26 protein-coding genes and 1 pseudogene are annotated in these 22,960 nt (G+C 43.9%); 20 read left to right on the top strand and 7 right to left on the bottom strand.

The window, feature by feature from the left end; translation table 11 throughout:
- The 9 genes and pseudogenes from DW793_RS04690 to DW793_RS04650 all read left to right on the top strand — a co-directional run.
- Positions 1 to 213 (top strand): annotated as a pseudogene (locus DW793_RS04690) (IS3 family transposase); the annotation flags it as partial.
- A gap of 191 nt (positions 214 to 404) precedes the next feature.
- On the top strand, positions 405 to 677 hold the full coding sequence (locus DW793_RS04685) for a hypothetical protein (RefSeq protein WP_117781655.1): 273 nt from the start codon (positions 405 to 407) through the stop codon (positions 675 to 677).
- Positions 678 to 690: 13 nt separating this feature from the next.
- A complete protein-coding gene (locus DW793_RS04680; protein WP_117892762.1) occupies positions 691 to 942 on the top strand; it encodes a hypothetical protein in 252 nt (83 codons plus the stop codon).
- A 20-nt stretch (positions 943 to 962) separates the two neighbouring features.
- Entirely contained in the window at positions 963 to 1,553 is a 591-nt protein-coding gene (locus tag DW793_RS04675; protein WP_147342157.1) for a hypothetical protein, read from the top strand.
- 288 nt (positions 1,554 to 1,841) lie between these two features.
- The gene (locus tag DW793_RS04670) at positions 1,842 to 2,351 is read left to right on the top strand and encodes a hypothetical protein (protein ID WP_022287857.1); all 510 of its coding nucleotides are present in this window, start codon (positions 1,842 to 1,844) and stop codon (positions 2,349 to 2,351) included.
- A gap of 44 nt (positions 2,352 to 2,395) precedes the next feature.
- On the top strand, positions 2,396 to 2,623 hold the full coding sequence (locus DW793_RS04665; RefSeq protein WP_118157206.1) for a hypothetical protein: 228 nt from the start codon (positions 2,396 to 2,398) through the stop codon (positions 2,621 to 2,623).
- Between the two features lie 19 nt (positions 2,624 to 2,642).
- The gene (locus tag DW793_RS04660; RefSeq protein WP_118157205.1) at positions 2,643 to 3,233 is read left to right on the top strand and encodes a hypothetical protein; all 591 of its coding nucleotides are present in this window, start codon (positions 2,643 to 2,645) and stop codon (positions 3,231 to 3,233) included.
- A gap of 140 nt (positions 3,234 to 3,373) precedes the next feature.
- Positions 3,374 to 3,709, top strand: a complete 336-nt coding sequence (locus DW793_RS04655; RefSeq protein ID WP_038670390.1) for a hypothetical protein — start codon at positions 3,374 to 3,376, stop codon at positions 3,707 to 3,709.
- Between the two features lie 203 nt (positions 3,710 to 3,912).
- Positions 3,913 to 4,488 (top strand): hypothetical protein, encoded by a 576-nt coding sequence (locus DW793_RS04650; protein WP_118157204.1) that lies wholly within the window; start codon positions 3,913 to 3,915, stop codon positions 4,486 to 4,488.
- A gap of 364 nt (positions 4,489 to 4,852) precedes the next feature.
- Here DW793_RS04650 and DW793_RS04645 read toward each other — a convergent pair whose 3' ends face one another.
- Positions 4,853 to 5,308 carry a hypothetical protein gene (locus DW793_RS04645; RefSeq protein ID WP_118157203.1) on the bottom strand — a complete coding sequence of 152 codons (456 nt, stop codon included), beginning with the start codon at positions 5,306 to 5,308 and terminating at the stop codon, positions 4,853 to 4,855.
- A 92-nt stretch (positions 5,309 to 5,400) separates the two neighbouring features.
- On the opposite strand from DW793_RS04645, the gene DW793_RS04640 reads away from it, so the two are divergent.
- Positions 5,401 to 5,763: a hypothetical protein gene (locus DW793_RS04640; protein ID WP_118157202.1), complete on the top strand. Its 363-nt coding sequence runs from the start codon at positions 5,401 to 5,403 to the stop codon at positions 5,761 to 5,763.
- 214 nt (positions 5,764 to 5,977) lie between these two features.
- Here the strand turns inward: DW793_RS04640 and DW793_RS04635 are convergent, their stop codons facing one another.
- On the bottom strand, positions 5,978 to 7,993 hold the full coding sequence (locus DW793_RS04635) for an AAA family ATPase (RefSeq protein WP_181988288.1): 2,016 nt from the start codon (positions 7,991 to 7,993) through the stop codon (positions 5,978 to 5,980).
- A gap of 244 nt (positions 7,994 to 8,237) precedes the next feature.
- Here DW793_RS04635 and DW793_RS04630 point away from each other — a divergent pair, with 244 nt between their 5' ends.
- The 10 genes from DW793_RS04630 to hemL all read left to right on the top strand — a co-directional run bounded on the left by DW793_RS04630 (position 8,238) and on the right by hemL (position 17,830).
- Positions 8,238 to 9,299, top strand: a complete 1,062-nt coding sequence (locus DW793_RS04630) for a helix-turn-helix transcriptional regulator (protein WP_118157200.1) — start codon at positions 8,238 to 8,240, stop codon at positions 9,297 to 9,299.
- A 5-nt stretch (positions 9,300 to 9,304) separates the two neighbouring features.
- Positions 9,305 to 9,874, top strand: a complete 570-nt coding sequence (locus DW793_RS04625; protein WP_118157199.1) for a restriction endonuclease subunit S — start codon at positions 9,305 to 9,307, stop codon at positions 9,872 to 9,874.
- Between the two features lie 133 nt (positions 9,875 to 10,007).
- Complete coding sequence (locus tag DW793_RS04620) at positions 10,008 to 10,928, top strand: LysR family transcriptional regulator (RefSeq protein ID WP_118157198.1); 921 nt, start codon at positions 10,008 to 10,010, stop codon at positions 10,926 to 10,928.
- 63 nt (positions 10,929 to 10,991) lie between these two features.
- Complete coding sequence (locus DW793_RS04615; protein ID WP_118157197.1) at positions 10,992 to 11,543, top strand: DUF3877 family protein; 552 nt, start codon at positions 10,992 to 10,994, stop codon at positions 11,541 to 11,543.
- Positions 11,540 to 12,652, top strand: a complete 1,113-nt coding sequence (gene hemA, locus DW793_RS04610) for a glutamyl-tRNA reductase (RefSeq protein ID WP_118157196.1) — start codon at positions 11,540 to 11,542, stop codon at positions 12,650 to 12,652. Before DW793_RS04615 ends, hemA begins: the two co-directional genes overlap by 4 nt.
- A 2-nt stretch (positions 12,653 to 12,654) precedes the next feature.
- Complete coding sequence (locus DW793_RS04605; RefSeq protein WP_181988287.1) at positions 12,655 to 13,275, top strand: precorrin-2 dehydrogenase/sirohydrochlorin ferrochelatase family protein; 621 nt, start codon at positions 12,655 to 12,657, stop codon at positions 13,273 to 13,275.
- Positions 13,272 to 14,132: a hydroxymethylbilane synthase gene (hemC, locus tag DW793_RS04600; RefSeq protein WP_022287095.1), complete on the top strand. Its 861-nt coding sequence runs from the start codon at positions 13,272 to 13,274 to the stop codon at positions 14,130 to 14,132. Before DW793_RS04605 ends, hemC begins: the two co-directional genes overlap by 4 nt.
- The gene (gene cobA, locus DW793_RS04595; RefSeq protein ID WP_118157194.1) at positions 14,129 to 15,589 is read left to right on the top strand and encodes a uroporphyrinogen-III C-methyltransferase; all 1,461 of its coding nucleotides are present in this window, start codon (positions 14,129 to 14,131) and stop codon (positions 15,587 to 15,589) included. Before hemC ends, cobA begins: the two co-directional genes overlap by 4 nt.
- Positions 15,590 to 15,602: 13 nt before the next feature.
- Positions 15,603 to 16,571: a porphobilinogen synthase gene (gene hemB, locus DW793_RS04590; RefSeq protein ID WP_118157193.1), complete on the top strand. Its 969-nt coding sequence runs from the start codon at positions 15,603 to 15,605 to the stop codon at positions 16,569 to 16,571.
- Positions 16,571 to 17,830 (top strand): glutamate-1-semialdehyde 2,1-aminomutase, encoded by a 1,260-nt coding sequence (gene hemL, locus DW793_RS04585; RefSeq protein WP_118157192.1) that lies wholly within the window; start codon positions 16,571 to 16,573, stop codon positions 17,828 to 17,830. The genes hemB and hemL overlap by 1 nt, the downstream gene beginning before the upstream one ends.
- A gap of 294 nt (positions 17,831 to 18,124) precedes the next feature.
- On the opposite strand, the gene hypE is transcribed toward hemL, so the two are convergent.
- The 5 genes from hypE to hypF form a co-directional block, all read right to left on the bottom strand.
- A complete protein-coding gene (gene hypE, locus DW793_RS04580; protein ID WP_118157191.1) occupies positions 18,125 to 19,132 on the bottom strand; it encodes a hydrogenase expression/formation protein HypE in 1,008 nt (335 codons plus the stop codon).
- Positions 19,133 to 19,160: 28 nt separating this feature from the next.
- Positions 19,161 to 20,213 (bottom strand): hydrogenase formation protein HypD, encoded by a 1,053-nt coding sequence (hypD, locus tag DW793_RS04575; RefSeq protein WP_118157190.1) that lies wholly within the window; start codon positions 20,211 to 20,213, stop codon positions 19,161 to 19,163.
- Positions 20,210 to 20,419 carry a HypC/HybG/HupF family hydrogenase formation chaperone gene (locus tag DW793_RS04570; RefSeq protein ID WP_022287101.1) on the bottom strand — a complete coding sequence of 70 codons (210 nt, stop codon included), beginning with the start codon at positions 20,417 to 20,419 and terminating at the stop codon, positions 20,210 to 20,212. The genes hypD and DW793_RS04570 overlap by 4 nt, the downstream gene beginning before the upstream one ends.
- A gap of 274 nt (positions 20,420 to 20,693) precedes the next feature.
- Positions 20,694 to 20,888 carry a Kae1-like domain-containing protein gene (locus DW793_RS15850; protein WP_390624627.1) on the bottom strand — a complete coding sequence of 65 codons (195 nt, stop codon included), beginning with the start codon at positions 20,886 to 20,888 and terminating at the stop codon, positions 20,694 to 20,696.
- Entirely contained in the window at positions 20,843 to 22,960 is a 2,118-nt protein-coding gene (gene hypF, locus DW793_RS04565; protein ID WP_390624626.1) for a carbamoyltransferase HypF, read from the bottom strand. Before hypF ends, DW793_RS15850 begins: the two co-directional genes overlap by 46 nt.

Genomic DNA, 22,960 nt, shown 5'->3' with positions numbered 1-22,960 from the left:
CGCTGTGAAAGTATGTGGGCAAGAATGAAAGAAGAGCTGTTCTACAGCCGTGAGGACAAGCCGGAGAACTACACTATGAAAGAGTTGAAGACCATGATCTGGAGATATTTTATGAGTTACTGGGCCAACAGAAGAATCTGCACCGCCAACGGTGGTCTGCCTCCGGCAGCCCGAAGAAAGCTCTACTATGATCATATCTTTCTCGTTGCATAATTCTTGTTCGAATAAAATGTGTCAAGTGATATTGACAAAACCACTCCATATTTCTTTGCGTAATTCATTAAGGATTGACGAAACTTCATATCTTGTGTTATAGTTTAGATATTAGAGTGATTGTTGAACCAGGCGGTGAAGGGATAGTAACTGGCTTTCCTATTAATCGCTAATTATGAGAGGAGATTAAAATGGTAAAAGACGCATATGATATGTTCTTCAAAAATATCTCTATGCAATTTCATGACGACTCTCTTGTGAATGCTCTTGTGGAAGATGCTGAAGAACTGGCGAAATATGGAGAAAAACGGGTGGCTCTTGAAAATTTTTTGGAGAACGTTTTAGCTAATGAGGTTACGATTTCAAAAGAAGCTGTCACTTTAGCAGAAAAAGCATTCAGTGATGCTCCAAATGATTATGATATAGAGCTAATAAACGAACTGAAAAAAACCGATGTTACGTAAGGGGATGATTTGGATGCCAATGGACAAAAAAGATCAACTTGCAGAATTAATTTCAAATGCGGAAACTTCCTTTTATAATGGGCAATTACAAGAGGCGTTCAGTCTTTCTTTATCAGCTATAAAACTCGATGAGAACTGTGCAGATGCGTATCAGTATGCTGCAAATGTTTGTATGTCACTCAGCAGATACGAAGATGCAATTGAGTATTATCAAAAAGTTCAAATATATATAATGTTAATAACGCAAATCGAAATGAACTTATAGTTAGTAATATTGTAGACTCAATGTCAGATTCAGATATTATGAGCTTTTTGACCTACCAGAATGCTGGTGGAATGAACACCGATTTTACGAGTGTCAAAAGTGCGTTGAAATGGGATCCGATTTATTACAGCAGAACTGCTAATGCTAGTTATGGAATTGGTTTGGCAGCAGTTATACTCAATGATGAGGCTATGGAGTATAACTCTAAAATTATTTTTATTACTGACAGCAGTGTATCAGTTGACAGTAGATTTCTTAAGCTTGCAATTAATAACAAGATACCTATTTACTTTTTCTGTATTGGTGATTTTAATACAGCTGCATTGATAGGTTATGCACAGCTGACAGGCGGCAAGGTATACTCTGCTAAAACCGCTGCTGAAATAAATCAAAGCTGCAATGAAATAGGTCCTAAGACCTTTGTTGGAGAAACAGACACTGATGGTGACGGTTTTACAGATATTGAAGAAATGAGCGGACTTATTGTAAGCTCAAATTGCAAAATTGTTAATACCGACTATATGAAAGCTGACACGGATGATGACGGCCTTGATGACAATGAAGAAGTCGATGTTGAGCTTACCAAAGTTGAAATTCCGGGCAAACTATGAGTATAAAGATAATCCCAATATGGACTTAAATGAATTGCTTAACAATTATTTAATAAAAATGAACAACAAGCAAAGATTTTCTGATTTTATATATAATATTACAGGTTCAAATGAACGATCTGATTTGAAAATACTTGCTACATCATATATTAGACCTCCTATGGATTTTCTTTCTGCTGGTTGCGTGTATAGTTCATCTACTTGTAATTTAATAACTGAAAATATGATATATGGTTTTGCAAGTGCATTTTGCGATTATTATTTTGACTTAGCTAATTGAGGTTTAGTATGAAAAAAGTATTGGTAGTTGTCGGCATTATTATTTCTGCAGTAATTATTTCAGGCATTATTGTTGGTTTGGGTAAGAATGAAAAAACACTGTTTAATGAAAAAATTGAAACTGATAATAATGTTTTAATTTCAATCAAAGTTATTGAAAGCAATAAAGGTTGGCAACCTGATAAAACTATGATTATATCCGATGAAAATGAGCATTTGATTAGATATGCCATTGGATTTGAGGACTATACCAATTATCTGCCAAGTTATTATTTTTGCTATGATATAAATCCCAATGAATATTTGGTATGGGTTTATCAGCAAAATGGTAATGAATTTATTTACTATTTCAATACCGATACACAAGAAAAATATATGCTGGATTATAATAACATTGGCAACAGGACGGAAACTTTTTATGTTGCTGTCGATAAAGTTATAAAGTCAAATTTTTTATCTAAAATAGATTCTAAAATCAGTAATATGAATAAATGGAATAGCTATTTGTCAAACACTTAGGAGAAATCAGATAGCACAGCGATTGTTTTTCAGATGTTGAGGAAATGTCCGAATTACTTGTTGATTCAGGCTACAATCCCATTAAACCCAATTATATGAAACCTGATACCGACGATGACGGTTTTGACGACAACGTTGAAGTCGATGTTGAGCTTACAAAGGTTGAAGTACCTGGAAAGCAGGGCAATCCTTCAACTTCAAATATGTGTTATGAAAAAATGATTTTTTGGTATAAAGGAGATCAATTAATTAATATGTGCTATGCATATTAACTAATGTGGGGGTGTTGATATGTTTGCACCAAGATGTCCATGGTGTGGAGAAATAATTCCAATAAACTTCAAAAGAAGAGAACTTCGTTTTATGACGGATTTTTGTTCAAAGTGCGGACACGAGATCAAACTAAAAAAAGACAGCAGGCAATTCTGGTTAAATGCCTTATGCAATGCATCTTTGGTCGCACTGCCAGCTATTAAATATGAAAATACAGTTTCTTCACATATAGGTATCCGTACTATAAGAAGTTTCGACCACCCATATGTTAAAGTCAGCAAGCATTATGTTCCCGAAAAAAGAGCAAAATATAAAATAGTATGGGATCAGAAGAATGTCAAACACCCTAATTTTTGGATCATAGAAGATACTGTCATAATACTGTGTTTTGTAGATAAAAATGATATTGCAATTTCGCCGATGATAGCCGCAGCTTTATACACTATCGAAAAGGTCGATAAATGCACCTCGAAAGGGATACTTTCTTTTGTAAAGTATGGACTGCTTGACAAGGACTATGCTGTGGGGACAAATTTTCTTGTATACTGTGAAAATAAAGTTGTCGGCAGAGGTGTTCTTGAAGATGATATACATTATCCGTCATTTTGATTCCCTCTGGAACTGAAATTGAAACAGGAATTGTAAATGCATTGTTTGGCGGTGATTCGTGAGTGCAACAGTATAACCTTTTGGGTCAAGAGAAAGCTGAATGGTTTTACAATAAAAGAAAAATATAAGGAGATGTTTTTTTGAAAGTATCCATTATGAATAACATTCTCACATATAACGATAAGTCGGTAACTATGAAAAGAAAAATAATAGATTATATCGTTATGTCAGAGTATCTGATTATACTTGAGGACTTCACAGGCGACGACTATAACTTAGTTTATTGCTTTGATAATGAACTTCACAAGTTGTGGAAAATCAAAAAGCCTGACAGCAAATTTATTGGTCAAAAACAGCTTCCGTATGTGGGCATCACAATAACCAAAGGGTTGACAGTCGTTGATACTTTAGGAAGATACTTGATAATAGATATGGATACAGGGGAAATCACAGATATGTTTTGCAATAGATTTTAACCAGCACCCAGTACAATGAAATAGAGCATATCAATAATCAATTTCGGGTATTGCTGTCCGCAATGTAAGATTGATCCAAACCACGAAGGCTCAGACAGTAAGAATCATTTTAAATATACAAGAACTATTTCAACAGTTGTTTGGATAAGAGATGGAAATATGTTGTATTATAACAAAACTTAGTAACAAACGGTGGTGAATTTATGAGTTTAGACAAAAGATGTCCTTGGTGTGGAGAAATCATAAAAGGTCGATTTTTTCAAAGAGGCCATTATCATTGTCCCCACTGCGGTAACTATAGCAAAATATATAGATCCGGTTGGATTTATGGGTTAGGAGCTATTGTAGGATTTGCTTTTATTATCTTTTTAAAATATGTGCTTGCAATTTATAGCGTACTGATATTCTGGACGATCTACTCTATAATTTGTATTGCTTTGCCCTTGGAGATGGAAACGAAACATTTCATACCTAGGAAAAAAGGCACTGCGAATTTTACTTTGATAAAAGATTTTTCGTTGATCAAACGAAAAATCTTGTTTTCAGAAAAACGAATTTTCCCTATTTGCTTTGTAGATATAAATGATAAGCCTATTTCACATACTCTATGTATTTCTGTTGAAGATGTAAAATTTATATCTTCAGAGTCTTTTGACGCTAATATAAAATCCATTCCTATATCAGATCGCAATATTGACTTCAATAAAGGAGAAAGATTTTATATGTTTTATAATAATGAAAAAGTTGCTTATTGTGAACTGAAAAGCGATATTGAATAACTTAGAAATTATATCCTTAAGCAATAATACGATTGCCATACAATCAAGAGCTGCAATTAAAAATAGGAATCTATGCAGAAAGCAGAGAAGGTGAACAGAACTGACCGTCAGAATTGAATGCTCCGAAGATAGTAGTAGATATGAAGAAGTGACGATAGAGATTTAATAGAAGTTTGTTACTTATATCAAATATGGAAGATTATCTTTACACTCGTACAAATTGATGACAATATCTCAAACTTAATAATGCTCCTAAAGATAGCCGTACTCATAAAATGAAAGTCAAGGGCGGGGATTTTTTAGTCAAGCACACCAAATCTGGTGGGCTTCGCTCACGATGGATCGTCACTATGCTGTCACCTCCCTACCATAGCCCTATGCTATCAAACAAATGACGTTGAGAGATGTTTTCGGCAACTCTTATCATTACTTTGTCATAGTCTGACATAAAGCTGTCCACATCTTCTATGGCGGTGAAGCCGCTGTTGTTCAGGACTTCTGTGAGCTTTTGTTTATCCTTGGTATAGGCTATATAGGCAGTTTGCAAGGACCTGTTATTTTGCACTGTGATAAGCTGTGAATATGGTATCTTGCTGTTTTGCAACTGCTTTTCTACGGCTTCACTCTCGCCCGAAAAGACTTTGAGGGGCTTCCCTTTTGCGGCTGTGATAAGATAGCCTTGGCAGGTGAACTTTTTCTGAGCAGACTTTATGTGAGATATCACAAAGCTTGTATCTGTGCGGTACGAGCGTTCAAATATCTGCACGGTTTTGTTGTACCATTCTTCGTTGTTCTTTTCAACTGATTTTGATGTTACCATGGTATCGCCCCTTTCACTGATATTATAATATCACAACCTATGTGTGCAATTTTGGACATAGGAAACGGTATTATCATATTGAGGTGAATAATATGATATACAAGGGAATATTCTGGCTTATCGAGGGTGAATTATATACAAAGAAGTTAGAGTGCGACAAATCGGGAAATGTTATTGGTGACGGCAGTGGACTTAACTCAAAGTCGGGGGATAATTTCAATCACAGGCTGACTTGGAAGGGACTGCCGAAAAACGTAACACATGGGAAAGAGTACAATTATTATCCTCGGGGCAGAGTGGAGATAAAGGGCGGCAAGGCTGTGATATATCTTAATCCTGTGCTGAACAGTGAGGAGATGTTGGCGGAGCTTACAAGGCTGTTCGGGCTTGATGAGCTTGATTTTGTGAGGGTCAAAAATGACGGAAGCAGGCACTACAGAGCGTATGCTCCATAGTGCCTGCGCTTTATTTTATCTCATAGATATCGTCATAGAGAAATCTCACGTTGCCCACAGTACGATCTAAATGGAAATGTCCGCAGAGCCACATTTCATAGACAAGCTTATTTCTTATTTTGGAAAGAAACTTTTCGTTATCATAATGCCGTTTGAAGCACTTGGCGGTGTTCAGGTCGGGGATATAGCGGTCTGTTGGTCTATACTCATATCTTTATCTGTTAAATCCTATATGCTTTTGTTCTTCTTCAAGGGTATCGTCTTCGGTGAGGTCAAAGTCACGGGCTTTTAGGGTCACGATATCGTCCATTGTCATGGTACTGAAATTCTGCCTTGTGAGCCTGAGTGCCTGACCGAACAGTGCTCCCTCTATAAGATTTCTTGCAAATCTGCCGTTGCCGAAATTCGGCTTCTTGCAGACCCTTTCAAGAAAAGGCAGGAGCGTTTCGTCAACGTCGTCGGCAAGCTTATGTTCATTGTTTTTAGCCATAAGATAGACGATACTAAGAAGCTCCTCGGCGGTATAGTCCTCAAAATTGACGTGGAACGCTATTCTTGATCTCAGACCGGGGTTGCGGTCGAGGAAGTCGTTCATTTCCTTTGGATAGCCTGCGAAAATGACTACCATATCGTCACGGTTGTTCTCCATTTCCTGCACGATAGTGTTTATGGCTTCGTCGCCATAAGAGCCTGAGCGGTCATCGCAGAGGGAATAGGCTTCGTCGATAAAAAGCACTGAGCCTTTAGCTTTCTTGAACATATTCTTCACCTGAACGGCTGTCCAGCCAACATATTTTCCAACAAGGTCGGAACGTCCGCACTCGATAAGGTCGCCTTTGGAAAGCACGCCGTTTTCTTTGAGTATTCTTGCAAACAGCCTTGCAACTGTGGTCTTTGCTGTGCCTGGGTTGCCTGTGAACACCATATGCATGGCTGTTCGGCTCTCTTTCATGCCCTTATCGGCAAAAATTTTCTGCGCCTTTGAATATGTTATCGCCTTTTCGATAACGCTCTTGGCGGAATCAAGTCCAATAAGCTCCTGAAGCTCGCTGTAGGCAGAGCCTTTTATCTCCTTGGCTTCTTCCCTGTCATAAAGCTTTTTGAAGTTTGAATACTGGGGATAGATTTTTGTTTTCAGGACATTTGAATACCAAGTATCGTACATACCCATAAGCTCGCTTGCTCTATATGGGGTATCCTTTGCGCACAGGGAAAGGAGGTCTTTATCGCAGGAGGTATTCTCTTCTCTGCAAAGCTTTCTAAGATATTTATGTGCATCTTCGTTTTCTACAGTATCGTCCGCAAGCTTCACGAATGTGATAGCGCCGAGCTTTTCTTCCACGGCGTCAGGGAGAGAAGGTCCGTCATTTGAAAAGGTAAAAATAAACTGTATCTCGTTTTTGTAGACATTGATGAGGTCAAAGAGGATATCGGGGATAGTTTCATCGGCTGTACAATTATCGCTGTTGGTACACTTTAAACCACAACAATTCATTATGATGGTAGAGCCACTGCAGACACGGAACAGTTCACGGATATCTGAGCTTCGGGCTGATAAATTATAAAGGTCGAGGACGGTATATCTTGCACAGCCTAGTCTGTTATTTGAATACAGGGAGCTTACAAGGGTATTGGCAAGCCTATGGGCATTATCGCTTTGGACCAAATAATGTACCGGTATGCCTTTTGTTACACCGACGCTGTTCTTTCTGAATATTCTTTTAAGCTCAGGCTCAAAGGTATCTGAGCAGAGATATTTTTTTGCTACGGCGAGAGCGTCTTTTTTATCAATGGTCTTTGTGATATTTTCGCTTATGTACGATCTTCTATAGTTACTGAACAGGTCGTCCAGTTCATAGTCATTCAGCAGATCTTCATCGAACTTGAAATTATCATGATAGCCGTTGGGGATCATTCTTTTGAACGTTTCCACTGTTATTTCCTCGAAGCTTATATCCACGCACTCAAGCTTTATAAATGAAAAGAAGTTCTTTACATAGGCTTTTACGTCGGCTTCAATGTCTGTCATCATTACCCCTATGGTCGCCTGATCTTTTACGGCGCTTGATATAAAGGCACAGCTTCTGTTGGACATGGTGCGTGCCATTTCATTGAACTCGTTTATAAGCTGGTTTTTCTCATCAAAGAATGTATCGTACTCTTCTTCATTATCTCTTGTTCTTCTGATAATAGACTCTTCGAGTATACATCTTGCTCTGTAACAACGCATAAAAATCCGCCTCCGTGGTCTTTTCTCATTCTTGTTTTTCGTCTGTATCTGCATTATAGCACCCGGAATGTTCAAAAATGTGGACATATCGGAAGTTTTTAATATCCGAAATTTTACCCATGGTGGGTGGTATGATAAGTGCAACACAAAATGAAAGGGGTATAGGAGTTAAAAGGATACAATTGACAAAATAAAGCAAAAGTGATATATTGAAAGAAAGATATCACAGAACAGGAGGGCAAAAATGTCATATACAAAAACAGATATGCTTTCGCACAAGATCATTGAGATACTCAAAGAACACAGTGATGAAAAGCACCCCCTTACTCAGCAGCAGATCTGCGGTTATCTTGAGGAAAAGCTTGGCATAAAGCCTAACCGCAAGACGGTGGCTCAGCATTTGAAGAGCATAATAGGCGATGAAAGCTGCAATGTTTTCATCGCAGACAATGACAACGATGATGATGATAAAAGCGATAAAAAATACATCACAGATATTTACTACGCCTCTGACATCACCGCTGAGGAATATGAGTTTCTGGCAGACAGCATCATATACTCGCCAATGCTCCCTGCGGACTATGTGAGGGATCTGATAAAAAAGATAAACATCTTATCTACGGGTAACACAAAGAGCAAGGAAGCCAATCTCAGAGAGACCTTTCACTATGGCAACAAGAGCATTTTTTTGGTGATAGAAAATATCAAAGAGGCTATGAACACCAACAGGAAGCTTGATGTTACCATAAGCGATTACGACAAGAACGGCAAGCTTCTCACTAAGAGCGACCCACAGAGCGGTATAAAGCTTCAACGTGTTATGCTCAGCCCTTATGGCATCGTTATGGCAGACGGCTTTTACTATCTCCTTGCAAGTGATGTTCGTTACGATGATCTTCGTCATTTCAGGATAGACAAGATCCTAAAGGCGAGTATCTGCGAAGAGGACGGCTCTATGAGAGATGTAAAGACGCTTAGCAATGTTCCGAGGGATCTGAAGCCTGTGCAATACAAAAATCTTAACAGGTATGTGCTTGACGGGACTGTGGAGCGTGTACATATCAACATAAAAAAGAAAGACATAAGTCTTGTGCTTGATACATTCGGGAATGAGTTCACCTGCAATAAGGTCATAGGTAATGACGATATCTATGACGTGACGTTCAGGGCAAATATCCAGACGGCTGTACGCTGGGCGATAGCTAACAGAAAAGCTGTGAAGTTGACCTCGCCAAAGAAGGCTGTGGATATTGTAAAAGAAGAGATCTCGGCATTGTCTGAGATGTATGGAAATCAAAAGAGGTGACTAAAATGAATGTAAATACAGTTAATTTCGGAGATATCATAAAAGAGATAAGTCATGGACTTATGGCGGAGAGCTACATTTCGGACAATGAGTTTACTAAGCCATGCGAATATCTAAGGCTTGTGGACATTGACGACGGCGTTATTGCGGAAAACTGCATTGAGATAGTTTATGACAGCAAGCGTTTTGAGAAATATGCCATAAAGGACGGAGATGTGATACTTTCTACCACGGACAAGAATTTCAAGGTGGTATGCGCAGGCGATATGGGGGACAGAAAGCTTCTTGTTTCACCAACGCTTATAAGGATAGGACTTGACAAGGAGAAGGCTGACCCTTACTATATTGCGGCTTATCTTTCATCGGCAGAGGGAAAGGCTATGCTTGACGGCTGTCGCAGCGGAAAGGTACTAAGGGTATTGCACACAAAGGGGTTAAAGGAGTGTGAGATACCTTTGCCGACTATGGAGGAGCAGAGAGAGAGCGGCGAAAAATACCGACATCGTCTTCATGAGATAAGACGGCTTAAAAGTGAGATAGAGGGGCTTTATGAGGATATTGAGATGATGAGATAGAAAAAATTGATCCGCATTGCGTACAAAAAAGTGCCGCTGTGCGGATCTTTTATATTGTTTGGGAGCGTTCTTCCACTTGAAAATTTCATAAATACGCTATATAATAAGGATATATCTGAAAAGGGGTGGAGATATGACCTTACAGCAGCTTAAATATGTGGTGGCTACGGCGGAGAAAGGTACTGTCAGCGAGGCGGCGCAGTCGCTTTTTATTTCTCAGCCTAGTCTTACTAATGCTATCCGTGAGCTTGAAAAGGAAATGAATATCACTATATTCATACGCACAAACAAGGGCATAACGGTATCAAAAGAGGGTGAAGTCTTTTTGGGCTATGCAAGGCAGGTGCTTGAACAAGCGAGCCTTCTTAAAGAAAAATACTGCGGAAAGCAACACGGCAAAAGGCAGTTTTGCATATCCACTCAGCATTACTCCTTTGCGGTGAACGCTTTTGTTGATCTTATAAAAGAGTTTGGCGGAGATGAATATGATTTCAGTATTCGTGAGACGCAGACCCACGAGATAATCGAGGACGTGGCGAGAATGAAAAGCGAGCTTGGCATACTCTATCTCAACGATTTCAACGAGCCTGTGCTTTCAAAGGAGATAAAGTCCAAAGAGCTTAAATTCACGGAGCTTTTTTCTGCAAAGCCACACGTTTTTGTCGGCTCTGCAAATCCCCTCGCACAGAAAAAGTCTGTGACTCTTGATGATCTGCTCCCCTACCCTTACTTATCCTTTGAGCAGGGGGAATACAACTCTTTCTACTACTCGGAGGAGATACTCAGCACCATAAAGCGACCAAAGAATATCCGCGTCCGTGACCGTGCGACCCTTTTTAATCTTCTTATCGGTCTTAACGGCTACACCATTTGCAGCGGTGTTATTGACGAAAAGCTCAACGGCAGTGATATCGTGGCTGTTCCCCTTGAAGCGGAGGGGTCGATGCGCATTGGCATAGTTACTCACAAAAAGGTACTTTCTAATCCACTGACGGAATTTTATATCAATGCACTGAAAAAATATATAGGCGAGGAAACAAGGTTGACAACATGAAAAATATGTGATATTATAAAAGCATACAAAGCCTATAGGAATTATGTATAAAGGAGAATTTTCATGACAGAGCTTATAAAGCTTGAACAGAATATAACCGATACTATAAAAGAGTCGCAGATAAAGCTTGGGTTTACCCCTAATGCGGTGACGCTTTTTTATCCTCTTGACTCCCTAAACGCCATAACAGGGGGCGAGCTTACGGCTGAGGAAATGATAAAAGCCATAGACGAATACAAGAGTGAGATACTTTCATGCAAGGCTTCGCTTGCTCAGGACGGCAGGATAGCTGTTACGGTATCAGAGGAGAGCGTGAGGGCTATCCACGAAAAGGTGGAGGCAAGCCCATTCCTTGTGGAGTTTATCGGAGCGGTAAAAGAGGGGTGTTCTCTTGAAAGAGCGGCTGAGATATTCAGAAAGTACAATAAGAACGCTGTTGTAACTGCTGCACCTGACGATGAATTTGACCTGCTTGCATACTTTCCAGACGGAGAACCTGACGGCTGTAGATACTGTTTGCAGGACGATCTGGGCGGCATAACATATCACAGATTCACCAAGCTTGACTATGACGCACTTTATCCCGAAAAGTCAGGAGATAACACAGAAAAATGAAAAATTTTACCTGCATAAGCGTAAATCACAAGCTTTGCGGACAAGCCTTTCGCAGCCTTTTCACATTTGACAGCGCTCAGTGTGAAAAGCTGCTTTTTGACGTAAAGGACCTTTCACCTGTGCTTATATGCACCTGCAACAGAACGGAGCTTTACTTCTGCGGAACGCCCGAAGAGGGCATAACGCTTCTTTGCGGTCACAGCGGAGTGGATACCGCAAAGCTCAAACGCAAGGTCATGATATTCACAGACAAGACGGCGGTAAAAAGGCTTTACAGCGTATCATGCGGCATAGAGTCGGTGGTCATAGGTGAGGACGAGATACTTGGACAGGTTCGCCGTGCATATGATCTTTCAAGGGAGCGCATTGGGCTTTCCTCTGAGGTGAACATGATATTTCAGGGGGCTATCGCTTGTGCGAAGAAAATAAAGACGGAGACGGAGCTTTCAAAGACTTCTGTTTCCACGGCCACTCTTGCGGCTAAGGAAGCGGCACATTATAAGGATAATGTCAGGGTGATGCTTCTTGGAGCGAGCGGTGAGATAGGTTCGCTGGTCTTGAAAAATCTTCTTTCATACAAGAACGTAACTGTGCTTGCAACGACACGTTCACACAGAAATGCACTGGAATATATTTCAGACGATCCAAAGCTTGAGCTTATACCATACGAAAAGAGATATGAGCGCATTGGTGAATGTGACTGCATAATTTCGGCGACTTCAAGCCCCCACTACACTGTTACGGCGGATATGCTCAGTGATAATGAAAACAAGCTTTTTATAGACCTTGCAGTGCCGAGAGATATTGACCCTGCCGTGGAAAAGCTTGCAGGGGCTAGGCTTATAGACATGGACTTTTTCACGGAGCTTGCCAAAGAAAACAATCTCAAAAAGCTTAACAGCGTGGAGAGGTCAAAGCTTATCATTGACGAGGAAACTGACGGGCTTGAAAAGCAGCTTATGTTCCATGATTTTCTTCCGCAGTTTGAGAGCCTTGACAGAAGACTTTGCGAGGTTTCGGCGAAAGAGCTTTTTTTCAGACTAAAGTCGGAGCTTGATTCACAGACTTTCGGCAAGGTGATAGAAGTAATAAAAGAATACGGAGAATGACGATGCCATACTTTCCTTTTTTTGCGAATATTGATAATATGCCATGCCTTGTAGTGGGTGGCGGACAGGTAGCTTTGAGAAAGATCGAAAAGCTTCTTGACTTTTCGCCTATAATAAAGGTGGTGGCATCAAAAGCCTGCGGTGAGATAAGAGAACTTGCAGACAGGGGCATGATAACACTTTTTGAGCGTGCTTTTAATGACAGCGACATAGACGGCAGTACATTTGTGATAACTGCCACAGGGGACAGCGGTGTAAACAGGCACATTTCTCAGCTTTGCAGGCAAAGGCACATTCCATGCAACGCAGTTGATGACCCTGAGAGCTGTACGTTCTTCTTCCCTGCCACTGTTACAGAGGGGGACGTGTGCATTGGCATTTCAACAGGTGGAAAAAGCCCCACCCTTGCTTCTCACCTGAGAAAGACGATCCAATCGCAGACAGAGGGCAGGCTTGAGGATATATGCAATGTCATGGGAAAAGCCCGTGACTATGCCCTTGAAAATATATCCACGGAGCAGGCTAGGAAAAAGGCTATGGCAGAGGTTCTGAAAAAATGCCTTGAAAGTGACGTGCTTCCAACAGAGGAACAGCTTATAGAGATGATAAAGGAGCGAAAATGAAACTGAGAGCAGGCACAAGAAAAAGTCCACTTGCAATGGCGCAGACTTATATGGTACTTGACATGATAAAGGCGGCTTTTCCTGAGTGTGATACCGAGATAGTCACCTTCACCACAAAGGGCGACAGACAGCTTGACAGACCTCTTGACAAGATAGGCGGCAAGGGTGTGTTCGTCACGGAGATAGAACAGGCTTTGCAAAGCGGAGAAATAGACTTTGCTGTACACAGTGCAAAGGACTTGCCTGTTACGCTGGGCGAGGGTCTGGAGATATCGGGAGTTTGCCCTCGTGGGAACTATCGTGATATGCTTGTGACCAAAAAAGGCGTTGTATTTAACGATTGTGATGTTTTCACTGTTGGCACAGGAAGTCAGCGTAGACGCGGGGGCTTTGCAAGGCTTTATCCTAACGCAAAGTTTGCTGATATAAGAGGCAATGTTGGTACACGCCTTAAAAAACTTTCTGATGGGCTTTATGACGGCATAATACTCTGTGCGGCAGGAACGGAGCGTTTGGGACTTTCCCTTTCGGAATACGAGGTAAAAGAGTTTGAACCTTGGGAGCTTTTGCCTGCACCTTGTCAGGCTATAATTGCAGTGGAATGTGCAAAGGAGAGCAAGGCGGCTGAGATAATTTCGCAGGTATCACACAAGGAAACTATGCTCAGGTTTGAAACCGAGCGTGAGGTGATAAGACTTCTGGGTGCGGACTGCACTGTGCCTGTGGGGGCATACAGCGAGATAAATGGGGAAAAGATATCTCTCACTGTTTCAGACGGCAAGGGGCATTTTGCTCAGGGCGAAAAAGAGATAGAAAAAAGATTTGAACTTGTTAAGGAGCTGACTGATAAGCTATGAGCGGCAGAGTTATAATAGCAGGGGCAGGCTGTGGAGATTATGACCTTATCACAATGAGAGGTTATGAGGCTCTGAAAAGCTGTGACGTGGTGATATATGACAGCCTTATAGACAGCCGTTTGCTTGACTTTTGCAAGGACGGTGCGGAGAGAATATGTGTTGGAAAGCGTGCAGGCAGACACAGCTCCACGCAGGATGAGATAAACGCACTTCTTGTGGAAAAAGCCGCAGAGGGCGGTGTTGTTCTCAGGCTAAAAGGCGGCGACCCTTTTGTGTTCGGCAGAGGGGGCGAGGAGATAACTGCACTCAAAGCCGCAGGCATACCATACAGCCTTATACCGGGGGTGACTTCCTCGGTGGCAGTGCCTGAACTTGCAGGGATACCTGTGAGTCACAGGGGGCTTTCAAGAAGTTTCCATGTTATAACAGGCCACACTGCGGACGACCTTTTACCTGAGCATTTTGAAAGCTATGCAAAATGCGGCGGAACGCTTATTTTTCTTATGGGGCTTAGAAATCTCCCTGAGATAGCAGGCAGGTTCATTGAAAACGGCATGGGCGAAAATACTCCTGCGGCGGTGATATCAAAGGGGGCTACCCCTGAGCAGAGGGCTGTAAAGGGCTGTCTTGGCGACATTGCTGAAAAGGTGAAGAGAGAGGATCTGCCTGCGCCTGCGGTGATAATAGTTGGAGAAACCGCCGGGCTTGATCTTTCGCCTACCTATCTGCCGCCACTTTATGGAGTTTCTGTGGCTGTCACTGCCACAAAGTGGCTTTCAAGGAGGCTCATAAAGTCGCTCAATGCCCTTGGGGCGTATGCTCACCGCTGCGGCGGATTTGAGCTTAGGGAGCTGCACGATGAGGTCACGGAAAAAGCTTTTTCACGGCTTTCAGAGGGCTTTTACAGCCATGTTGCTCTTACAAGTCCAAATGGTGCGGAGATATTTTTGAAAAGGCTTAGAGAAAGCCGTATTGACATAAGGAAGCTAAGCGGAGTGAAGATAGCTGTCATAGGCAAAGGCACTGGGGCGAAGCTTGAAAAGGCTGGGCTTTATGCAGACATAATGCCTGAAAAATTCAACAGCGTGGCTCTTGGAAATATGCTCTCGGACACTCTTACTTGTGAGGACAGGCTTCTTATAGTACGCTCCTCGGAGGGGTCAGCGGAGCTTGTTAAGCCATTGGCTGAAAAAGGGCTGAACTTTGATGATGTTCATATTTACGAGCCTGTTTACAGCACAGGCGAGAAGATAGATGATGACTACGCTGTGTTTGCGAGCGCAGGCGGAGTGAGGAGCTTTTTCCGTGGCGGAGGAAGCTTATCAGAGAATACAAAGTGTATCTCCATAGGCGAAGTGACGGCGGCAGAGCTTAAAAAATACGGTATAAATGGCCCTCTGCTTCCAACAGAAAGCACGGCAGAGGGAATAATACAAAAGATACTTTCAGATAAGTGAGAGGAAGATAAAAATGCGAAGATTCAGAAGATTAAGGGCAAACCCAGCAATGAGAAGAATGGTTTGCGAAACAAGATTAAATGCGGCAGACTTTATCTACCCGATTTTTGTGGCAGAGGGCAATGACATCATGAGGCCTGTTGACTCTATGCCAACAGTTTATCAGTATTCTATCGACGATCTGGAGCAGATATTGCCGCAGATAGCAGACAGCGGTATATCGGGCTTGCTTATTTTCGGCATACCGGAGAAAAAGGACGAGCTTGCAACGGAAGCTTACAATGACAAGGGCGTTACACAGCAGGCAATAAGATACATCAAGGAACACTATCCTGATATGCTCGTTATTGCAGACGTTTGTCTTTGCGAATATACGAGCCATGGACACTGCGGAGTTGTCAAGGGCGACAAGATACTCAATGACAGCACTTTGCCGCTTCTGTGCAAAATGGCGGTGAGCCTTGCAAAAGCCGGTGCGGACATTATCGCACCCTCCGACATGATGGACGGCAGAGTTGCGGCAATAAGGGCGGCGCTTGACGAGAATGCTCTTACAGATATTCCTATAATGTCATACAGTGCAAAATTTGCTTCGGGATATTATTCTCCGTTCCGTGACGCCGCAGAATCTGCACCATGCTTTGGCGACAGAAAGTCATATCAGATGGATCCTTGCAACGGACGTGAGGCTCTCCGTGAAATAGAGGACGATATCGAGGAGGGGGCTGACATGGTAATGGTGAAGCCTGCGCTTTGTTATCTTGATATCCTCAGAGCCGCCAGGGACAGATATGATCTGCCGATTGCGGCATACAACGTAAGCGGTGAGTTCTCTATGGTAAAAGCGGCGGCACAGCTTGGCTGGATAGACGAGAAGCGTATCGTGCTTGAAAATCTCACGGCTATAAAGCGTGCAGGTGCGGACATTATCATAACATACCATGCTCTTGACGCCGCAAAATGGATAAAGGAGGACAAGTAATGAACACTTCAAGGTCTGAACAGCTTTACAAAACTGCCTGCGGTTTTATGCCCGGTGGAGTGAACAGCCCTGTGAGAGCCTGCAAGGCGGTTGGCACTGTTCCGCTTTTTATCGACCATGCGAAAGGTTCAAGGATATGGGACGAGGACGGCAACGAGTTCATCGACTATGTATGCTCATGGGGGCCGAATATTCTCGGTCACTGCTGTGAGCCTGTGATAAATGCTGTGAAAGCCGCCTGCGACAAGGGGCTTACCTTCGGTGCTTGCCACAAGGGCGAGATAACCTTGGCTGAGCTTATAAAAAAGCACTTTCCGTCTATGGAAATGCTCAGGCTCGTAAACTCAGGCACGGAAGCTGTCATGAGCGCAATAAGGGCAGCGAGAGGTTTCACAGGCAGGGACAAGATAATAAAATTCGAGGGCTGTTATCATGGTCACTCTGACGGACTGCTTGTAAAGGCAGGCTCTGGACTTATGACGCAGGCTATCCCATCGGGTGCAGGAGTGACAGAGGGCTGCACAAAGGACACGCTTCTTGCAAAATACAATGACACCGAGTCTGTGGAAAAGCTTTTTGAGGAATACGGCAGCGAGATAGCCGCACTTATCGTTGAACCATGCGCCGCAAACATGGGCGTTGTTCCGCCTGAAAAGGGCTTTCTTGAATTTCTCAGAGAGATAACGAAAAAGCACGGCACTGTGCTTATATTTGACGAAGTTATAACGGGCTTCAGGCTTTCAGATGGGGGAGCTTCAAAATATTTCGGAGTTACCCCTGACATGACTACCCTTGGCAAGATAGTGGGGGGAGGAATGCCCCTTGCCTGCTATGGGGGAAAGCTTGAGATAATGCAGTGCGTTGCACCACTAGGCTCTGTGTATCAGGCAGGCACGCTGTCGGGAAACCCATGCGCAGTGGCGGCAGGAATAGAAACTATCAGGCAGATAGAAAGCATACCAAACTTCTATGAGGAGCTTGATAGAAAGTCGGCAGAGATAGAAAAGTCTCTGCGGGAAAAGGGTCTGAACGTGAATCGCTGTGGTTCGCTTATGACGGTGTTTTTCAATGACGAGAGAGTTAAAAGCTATGATAAGGCAAGGGCTTGCCACACGGAAAGCTACGGCAGATACTACCGTCATATGCTTCAAAGCGGCATTTACACTGCACCGTCGCAATTCGAGGCGATGTTCGTTTCCTATGCTCACAGTGACGAGGATATAGCAAAGACTATTGAGGCGATAGGGTCTTACAGATAAAAAACGGAACTGTTCAAATCATGCTGAACAGTTCCGCTTTTTTATATTCCATATATGTAGGGGCGAACAGTGTTCGCCCGTTTTGTTTGCCTGACAAACTCATGATATCCACGCAATTTTTGGCTCAATATTCCCAAATGCGGCTTTCAACATAAGTTTGCGAGAAAATCAGGCGGGCGAACACTGTTCGCCCCTACGATGTAACAGTGCAGAAATTCATGGAAAACAGGCAAACGCTAAACGGGACGCCGTATTTCTGCAAAGCAGAAATTGCGCTGCTCCCCTACATTACTATCAGCAAATTCTAGGGAGAAGCTCTCCGCCCGGCTGTGGAAGAAGGGTCTGTGAGCCTATCTCTGTTTTCATTACAACTCTGCCTGCGTTATCCTCTGTGACTTCGCCTATGACAGCGGCGTTCTCTGAGTTTTTGCACTTTCTAAGGGCAGAAACGATATCCTCCGCTTTGTCCTTTGGTGCGAATATAACAAGTCTGCCCTCGCAGGCAAGATACAATGGTTCTAAGCCCAGCATACCGCACACGCCTTTCACCTCGTCTGCCACCGGTATTTTCTCAGCATCAAGGGTTATTCCCACACCGCTTTGACCTGCTATCTCGTAAAGAACAGTGCCTACACCGCCTCTTGTTGCGTCACGGATAACGTGGATATCGTTTGTAACGTCGAACATTGCTTTTACGTTAGCCCAAAGGGGTGCACAGTCGCTTGTTACGTCTGCCTCTATGCCGAACTCGTCACGAGCCAAAAGTATGGTACAGCCGTGTCTGCCGATATCACCTGACACTATAACAGCGTCGCCTGCTTTGCAGCATTGCCGTGAGGTGTTGGCGTTGTCCATTATCCTGCCTATGCCCGTGGTGGTGATGAAAACGCCGTCCACCTGACCTTTTCCTGCCACCTTTGTGTCACCTGCACATATCTCGACACCTGCTTCCTTGGCGGTCTTTGCCATGGCGGCGGCTATCTCCTCAAGCTTATCCATTGGAAAGCCCTCTTCGATAACGAAAGCACAGGAGAGATACAAAGGCTTTGCGCCCATGCAGGAAAGGTCGTTCACAGTGCCGCAAATACTAAGCTTGCCGATATTTCCTCCTGCAAATTCGTATGGGGAAACTATAAAGCCGTCTGTGGTGAATGCTATCTTGCCCTTTTCCATGGAAAGCACGGCGGCATCGTCGGCGGTCAGGTCAGGGTTAGCGAAATGCTCCTTAAAAACACGGTCGATAAGCTCGGAAGTCTGCTTTCCTCCTGCGCCGTGGGCAAGGGTAACAAATTTATCTGTCATAATTATTCCTCTTTTCGGATAGTTTATTTTACAAATTGCCATACTGATAATATGCCGAGCAAGCGCCCTCATTTGACACCATGCACGCACCTATAGGGTGCAGCGGTGTGCAGACCTTGCCGAAAACTTTACAGTCTGAGGGCTTGCACTTGCCCTGCAAAACATCTCCACAGCGGCAGGCTGGGTTTGGCTTGCCTGTTATTTTCGGCAGGGAGAATTTCTTTCGTGCGTCAAAGTCAGCATACTCGTCACGGAGTATCATGCCTGACATTGGTATGATACCAAGTCCACGCCACTCGCTGTCGCAGGGGGTCATGACCTTTTCCATAAGCTTTATGGCGGCAGGATTGCCCTCGGGCTTTACTACTCTAGGATAGCAGTTTCTGAAAAACGGCTCGCCACGCTGAGAAAGTTCTATGGTAACAGCAAGAGCCGTAAGAAGTTCAGCAGCCGTGAAGCCCGTAACAACGCCTGAAACGCCCTTTTTCACAAGCTCCTCGCACACGGCTGTGCCTGTGATAGCGTTGACATGACCGGGGTACAAAAATGCGTCTGCACTTCCCTCCAAAGCCTTATAGGCGTTAGGCATGGTCTTGTTTGCACCAAGAATAGAGAAGTTTTCAAGCCCCAGCTTTTTCGCTTTTTCTACTGCAAGGCAGGCTGAAGGGGTGGTGGTCTCAAAACCGACGGCGAGAAATACCACCTGCTCATCTCTATGGCTTTCGGCATATGAAACTGCGTCAAGGGGCGAATAGACTGTCTTTATCACAGCACCCTTTGACCTTGCTCCTGCAAGACTCATTTCTGTACCGGGTACTCTTATAAGGTCGCCGAAAGTGCATATCACCGCACCTTTTTCAAGAGCGAGCATACAAGCCTCGTCGATAAATCCAACGGGGGTAACGCACACAGGACAGCCGGGACCTGAGATAAGCTCAACGCTCTCAGGGAGGAGCTTTCTTATGCCAAGCCTGAAAATCTCGTGGGTGTGAGTGCCGCAGACCTCCATTATGCGAAGCTTTTTGCCGTCATCACGTTTGTAGGAGCTTATTATCTCCTTTGCATTTTCTATAGTGTTCATTGGATACTCTCCATTATCTCGTCAGTTTCTTCGCTATCGTCAGAGGTTATCTTTGCGATAGCCACCCCTGCGTGTACCATGACATAATCCCCTACCTCGAGATCGTCGATAAGGTCAGCAGATACCTCTCTTTTTGCACCGCTTGCGTCAATAACAGCAGTGCCCTCGTTTACACTTACTACCTTTGCAGATAAACCTACACACATATCAATACCTCCAAAAAAATTTAATCTATATCACAAAATCAGAAATGAGATACACAGGCGACCAAAGGTCGCCCCAGCTTATTGAAAAAGTTCGACAAAAGCGGGACGTCGAGGGCGCCGTCCCCTACAATTGGCGTAAATACGCTGTTTATATGTAGGGGCGAACAGCGTTCGCCTGTTATTTTGGTATTTTTCAACAGTCTCAGGCGACCAAAGGTCGCCCCTACAGAATAAGAAAATCATCGCCGCAGGCGATACCTTAATTCCTCACTCCTCATTCCTCATTCAGATAAAACGCTTGTCCCAAAGCTATACCACCGTCATTGGCTGGCACAAGGCTGTGGATAAGCACTCTAAGCCCCATTTTTTCAAGGCGGCACTTCACCATTTTAAGCAGAAGCTTGTTCTGAAAAACTCCCCCGCTCAGGCACAGACCTTTACGCCTGTTCTCTCGCTTATGGTCCTGCACGCCTGCACCGTCATATCCGCAAGAAGTGAGTGGAACTCATAGGCAAGGCGGTTTTTGTCTTCACCATTTTGCATACCCTGGCAAAGACGCTTGATAAGAGCCTGAGTGCAGAGCATTATCCTGCCCTCTTTTTCGGCAGTGAGCTTTTCCATAAGCTCGTAAATACCGAAAGGCTCACGGCTGAATTTTTCTGCCGCAAACTGCAACGCCATGGAAGCTTCGCCCTCAAAGGTGGAAAAACGCCTTATGCCGAGCACTGCTGAGGCGGCGTCAAAAAGCCGTCCTGCGCTTGTGGAGCTTACTGCGTTCACTTTTTTCTCTGCCATTATGGACAGAAGCTTGTACTCTTTCGCTGTACAAATACCAAGCTTTTCACAGATCTCTCCGCCCCTTTCCCCATAGGCTGAGCCTGCTATCATTGCGGCAATACGCCAGCCCTCTTTAGAGGAAAGATCACCGCCCACATGCATGAAGGGCTTTATGCTTCCCATACGCTCAAAGCCTGTGCGGTCGCAGAGAAGTATCTCTCCTCCCCATATGGTGCCGTCTGTGCCAAAGCCTGTGCCGTCATATGATATGCCTATGACCTTTTGGCTATAGTCGTTTTCTGCCATGCAGGAAAGGATATGAGCATAGTGGTGCTGGACTTTTTTCAGAGGCAGGTCCAGCCCCTCGGCAAATGCAACTGTATTGTATTTAGGGTGCATATCACAGACTACGTTCTGCGGTGTTGTTTCCAGAAGTTCGCACATACGCTTTACTGACTCCTCAAGTGCCTTTACGGTGCGGATATCAGCCATATCCCCCACATAGGAAGAGAGATAATAAAGGCTTCCCTTTCTGATACAGAACGTATTTTTAAGCTCACCGCCTATGGCAAGGGTCTGACCCTTATCACTGCATGATGTCATAACAGGCAATGGTGCATATCCTCTTGAACGCCTTATTATGTAAGGCTTGCCCTCAAATGTATCCATGACAGTATCGTCTGAGCGTATCAAGATACGTCTGTTGTGGGATAATATCAGGTTGCAGAAGCCTGCTATTTCGCTGAGTGCGTCCTCGTCGCTTCGACAAATAGGTGCGCCACGGACATTTCCGCTGGTCATAACAAGGCTGTCGGTCATTTCCACGCCGTCATCGTAATCAAAAAGAAGCAGGTGCAAAGGGGCATAGGGGAGCATTACTCCCACTGTAGGATTATCGGGTGCAACGCTTTCGCAAAGGCTTCCGCTAGTTTTTTTATCAAGAAGCACGATAGGCTTTTGCCAGCCTGTGAGAAGCTTTTCCTGCACTTCGCCAAAATCGCACTCACGCCTTGCGGCAGATATATCTTTAAGCATAACGGCAAGGGGCTTTGAAGGGCGGTTTTTAAGCTCTCTGAGCCTTTTCACTGCGCTCTCGTTTTTTGCGTCACAGCAAAGGTGAAAACCGCCTATGCCTTTGACAGCGATTATCTTCCCTGCCATGACGGCTTCTCTTGCGGCGGTGATAGCCTCAGCGCCTTTCTTTTCACTGCCTATGATATAGACCTCAGGACCGCATTTGTTACAGCACACAGGCTGGGCGTCATAACGCCTTGTGGCAGGGTCGGTGTACTCCTCCTCGCAGTCTTTGCACATTGGAAAGTCAGCCATTGTGGTGCGAACTCTGTCATAGGGCATAGAGTCCATAATAGTGAGCCTTGGACCACACTGAGTACAGTTTATAAAAGGGTGGAGATATCTTCTGTTTGTTTTGTCGAAAAGCTCTCCCTTGCATTTTTCGCACACAGCGATGTCAGGGGATACGAAAATATCACCTTTTTCCTTTTCGCTGTCGATTATCTCAAAGCTGTCAAAAGGCGGTTCGTCCAAATGGGCGGAGATCATCTCCATTATCATTGCACGCTCAGGGGGACGGCTTTCAAGGGCTTTTTTCAAATCCTCCACAGCCTTTTCACTGCCCTGTGCGTGTATCTCAACGTAAGAGCCTTTGTTTGCCACAGTGCCGAAAAGTCCAAGGTCTGACGCTTCACGGCTAACAAAAGGTCGGAAGCCCACGCCCTGAACGATACCATAAACACGAATCAT

This window comes from Ruminococcus sp. AM31-15AC (assembly GCF_003462045.1).
Classification (GTDB): domain Bacteria; phylum Bacillota; class Clostridia; order Oscillospirales; family Ruminococcaceae; genus Hominimerdicola; species Hominimerdicola aceti.
The sequence above is the reverse complement of the archived record's forward strand: the minus strand, read 5'-3'. Positions and strand labels throughout refer to the sequence as shown.

Bases quoted from the DNA above. Each gene is read 5' to 3' on its own strand.
- DW793_RS04685 (WP_117781655.1), top strand. From the start codon at position 405: ATGGTAAAAGACGCATATGATATGTTCTTCAAAAATATCTCTATGCAA.
- DW793_RS04680 (WP_117892762.1), top strand. From the start codon at position 691: ATGCCAATGGACAAAAAAGATCAACTTGCAGAATTAATTTCAAATGCG.
- DW793_RS04675 (WP_147342157.1), top strand. From the start codon at position 963: ATGTCAGATTCAGATATTATGAGCTTTTTGACCTACCAGAATGCTGGT.
- DW793_RS04670 (WP_022287857.1), top strand. From the start codon at position 1,842: ATGAAAAAAGTATTGGTAGTTGTCGGCATTATTATTTCTGCAGTAATT.
- DW793_RS04665 (WP_118157206.1), top strand. From the start codon at position 2,396: ATGTCCGAATTACTTGTTGATTCAGGCTACAATCCCATTAAACCCAAT.
- DW793_RS04660 (WP_118157205.1), top strand. From the start codon at position 2,643: ATGTTTGCACCAAGATGTCCATGGTGTGGAGAAATAATTCCAATAAAC.
- DW793_RS04650 (WP_118157204.1), top strand. From the start codon at position 3,913: ATGAGTTTAGACAAAAGATGTCCTTGGTGTGGAGAAATCATAAAAGGT.
- DW793_RS04645 (WP_118157203.1), bottom strand. From the start codon at position 5,308: ATGGTAACATCAAAATCAGTTGAAAAGAACAACGAAGAATGGTACAAC.
- DW793_RS04640 (WP_118157202.1), top strand. From the start codon at position 5,401: ATGATATACAAGGGAATATTCTGGCTTATCGAGGGTGAATTATATACA.
- DW793_RS04635 (WP_181988288.1), bottom strand. From the start codon at position 7,993: ATGCGTTGTTACAGAGCAAGATGTATACTCGAAGAGTCTATTATCAGA.
- DW793_RS04630 (WP_118157200.1), top strand. From the start codon at position 8,238: ATGTCATATACAAAAACAGATATGCTTTCGCACAAGATCATTGAGATA.
- DW793_RS04625 (WP_118157199.1), top strand. From the start codon at position 9,305: ATGAATGTAAATACAGTTAATTTCGGAGATATCATAAAAGAGATAAGT.
- DW793_RS04620 (WP_118157198.1), top strand. From the start codon at position 10,008: ATGACCTTACAGCAGCTTAAATATGTGGTGGCTACGGCGGAGAAAGGT.
- DW793_RS04615 (WP_118157197.1), top strand. From the start codon at position 10,992: ATGACAGAGCTTATAAAGCTTGAACAGAATATAACCGATACTATAAAA.
- hemA (WP_118157196.1), top strand. From the start codon at position 11,540: ATGAAAAATTTTACCTGCATAAGCGTAAATCACAAGCTTTGCGGACAA.
- DW793_RS04605 (WP_181988287.1), top strand. From the start codon at position 12,655: ATGCCATACTTTCCTTTTTTTGCGAATATTGATAATATGCCATGCCTT.
- hemC (WP_022287095.1), top strand. From the start codon at position 13,272: ATGAAACTGAGAGCAGGCACAAGAAAAAGTCCACTTGCAATGGCGCAG.
- cobA (WP_118157194.1), top strand. From the start codon at position 14,129: ATGAGCGGCAGAGTTATAATAGCAGGGGCAGGCTGTGGAGATTATGAC.
- hemB (WP_118157193.1), top strand. From the start codon at position 15,603: ATGCGAAGATTCAGAAGATTAAGGGCAAACCCAGCAATGAGAAGAATG.
- hemL (WP_118157192.1), top strand. From the start codon at position 16,571: ATGAACACTTCAAGGTCTGAACAGCTTTACAAAACTGCCTGCGGTTTT.
- hypE (WP_118157191.1), bottom strand. From the start codon at position 19,132: ATGACAGATAAATTTGTTACCCTTGCCCACGGCGCAGGAGGAAAGCAG.
- hypD (WP_118157190.1), bottom strand. From the start codon at position 20,213: ATGAACACTATAGAAAATGCAAAGGAGATAATAAGCTCCTACAAACGT.
- DW793_RS04570 (WP_022287101.1), bottom strand. From the start codon at position 20,419: ATGTGTGTAGGTTTATCTGCAAAGGTAGTAAGTGTAAACGAGGGCACT.
- hypF (WP_390624626.1), bottom strand. From the start codon at position 22,960: ATGATTCGTGTTTATGGTATCGTTCAGGGCGTGGGCTTCCGACCTTTT.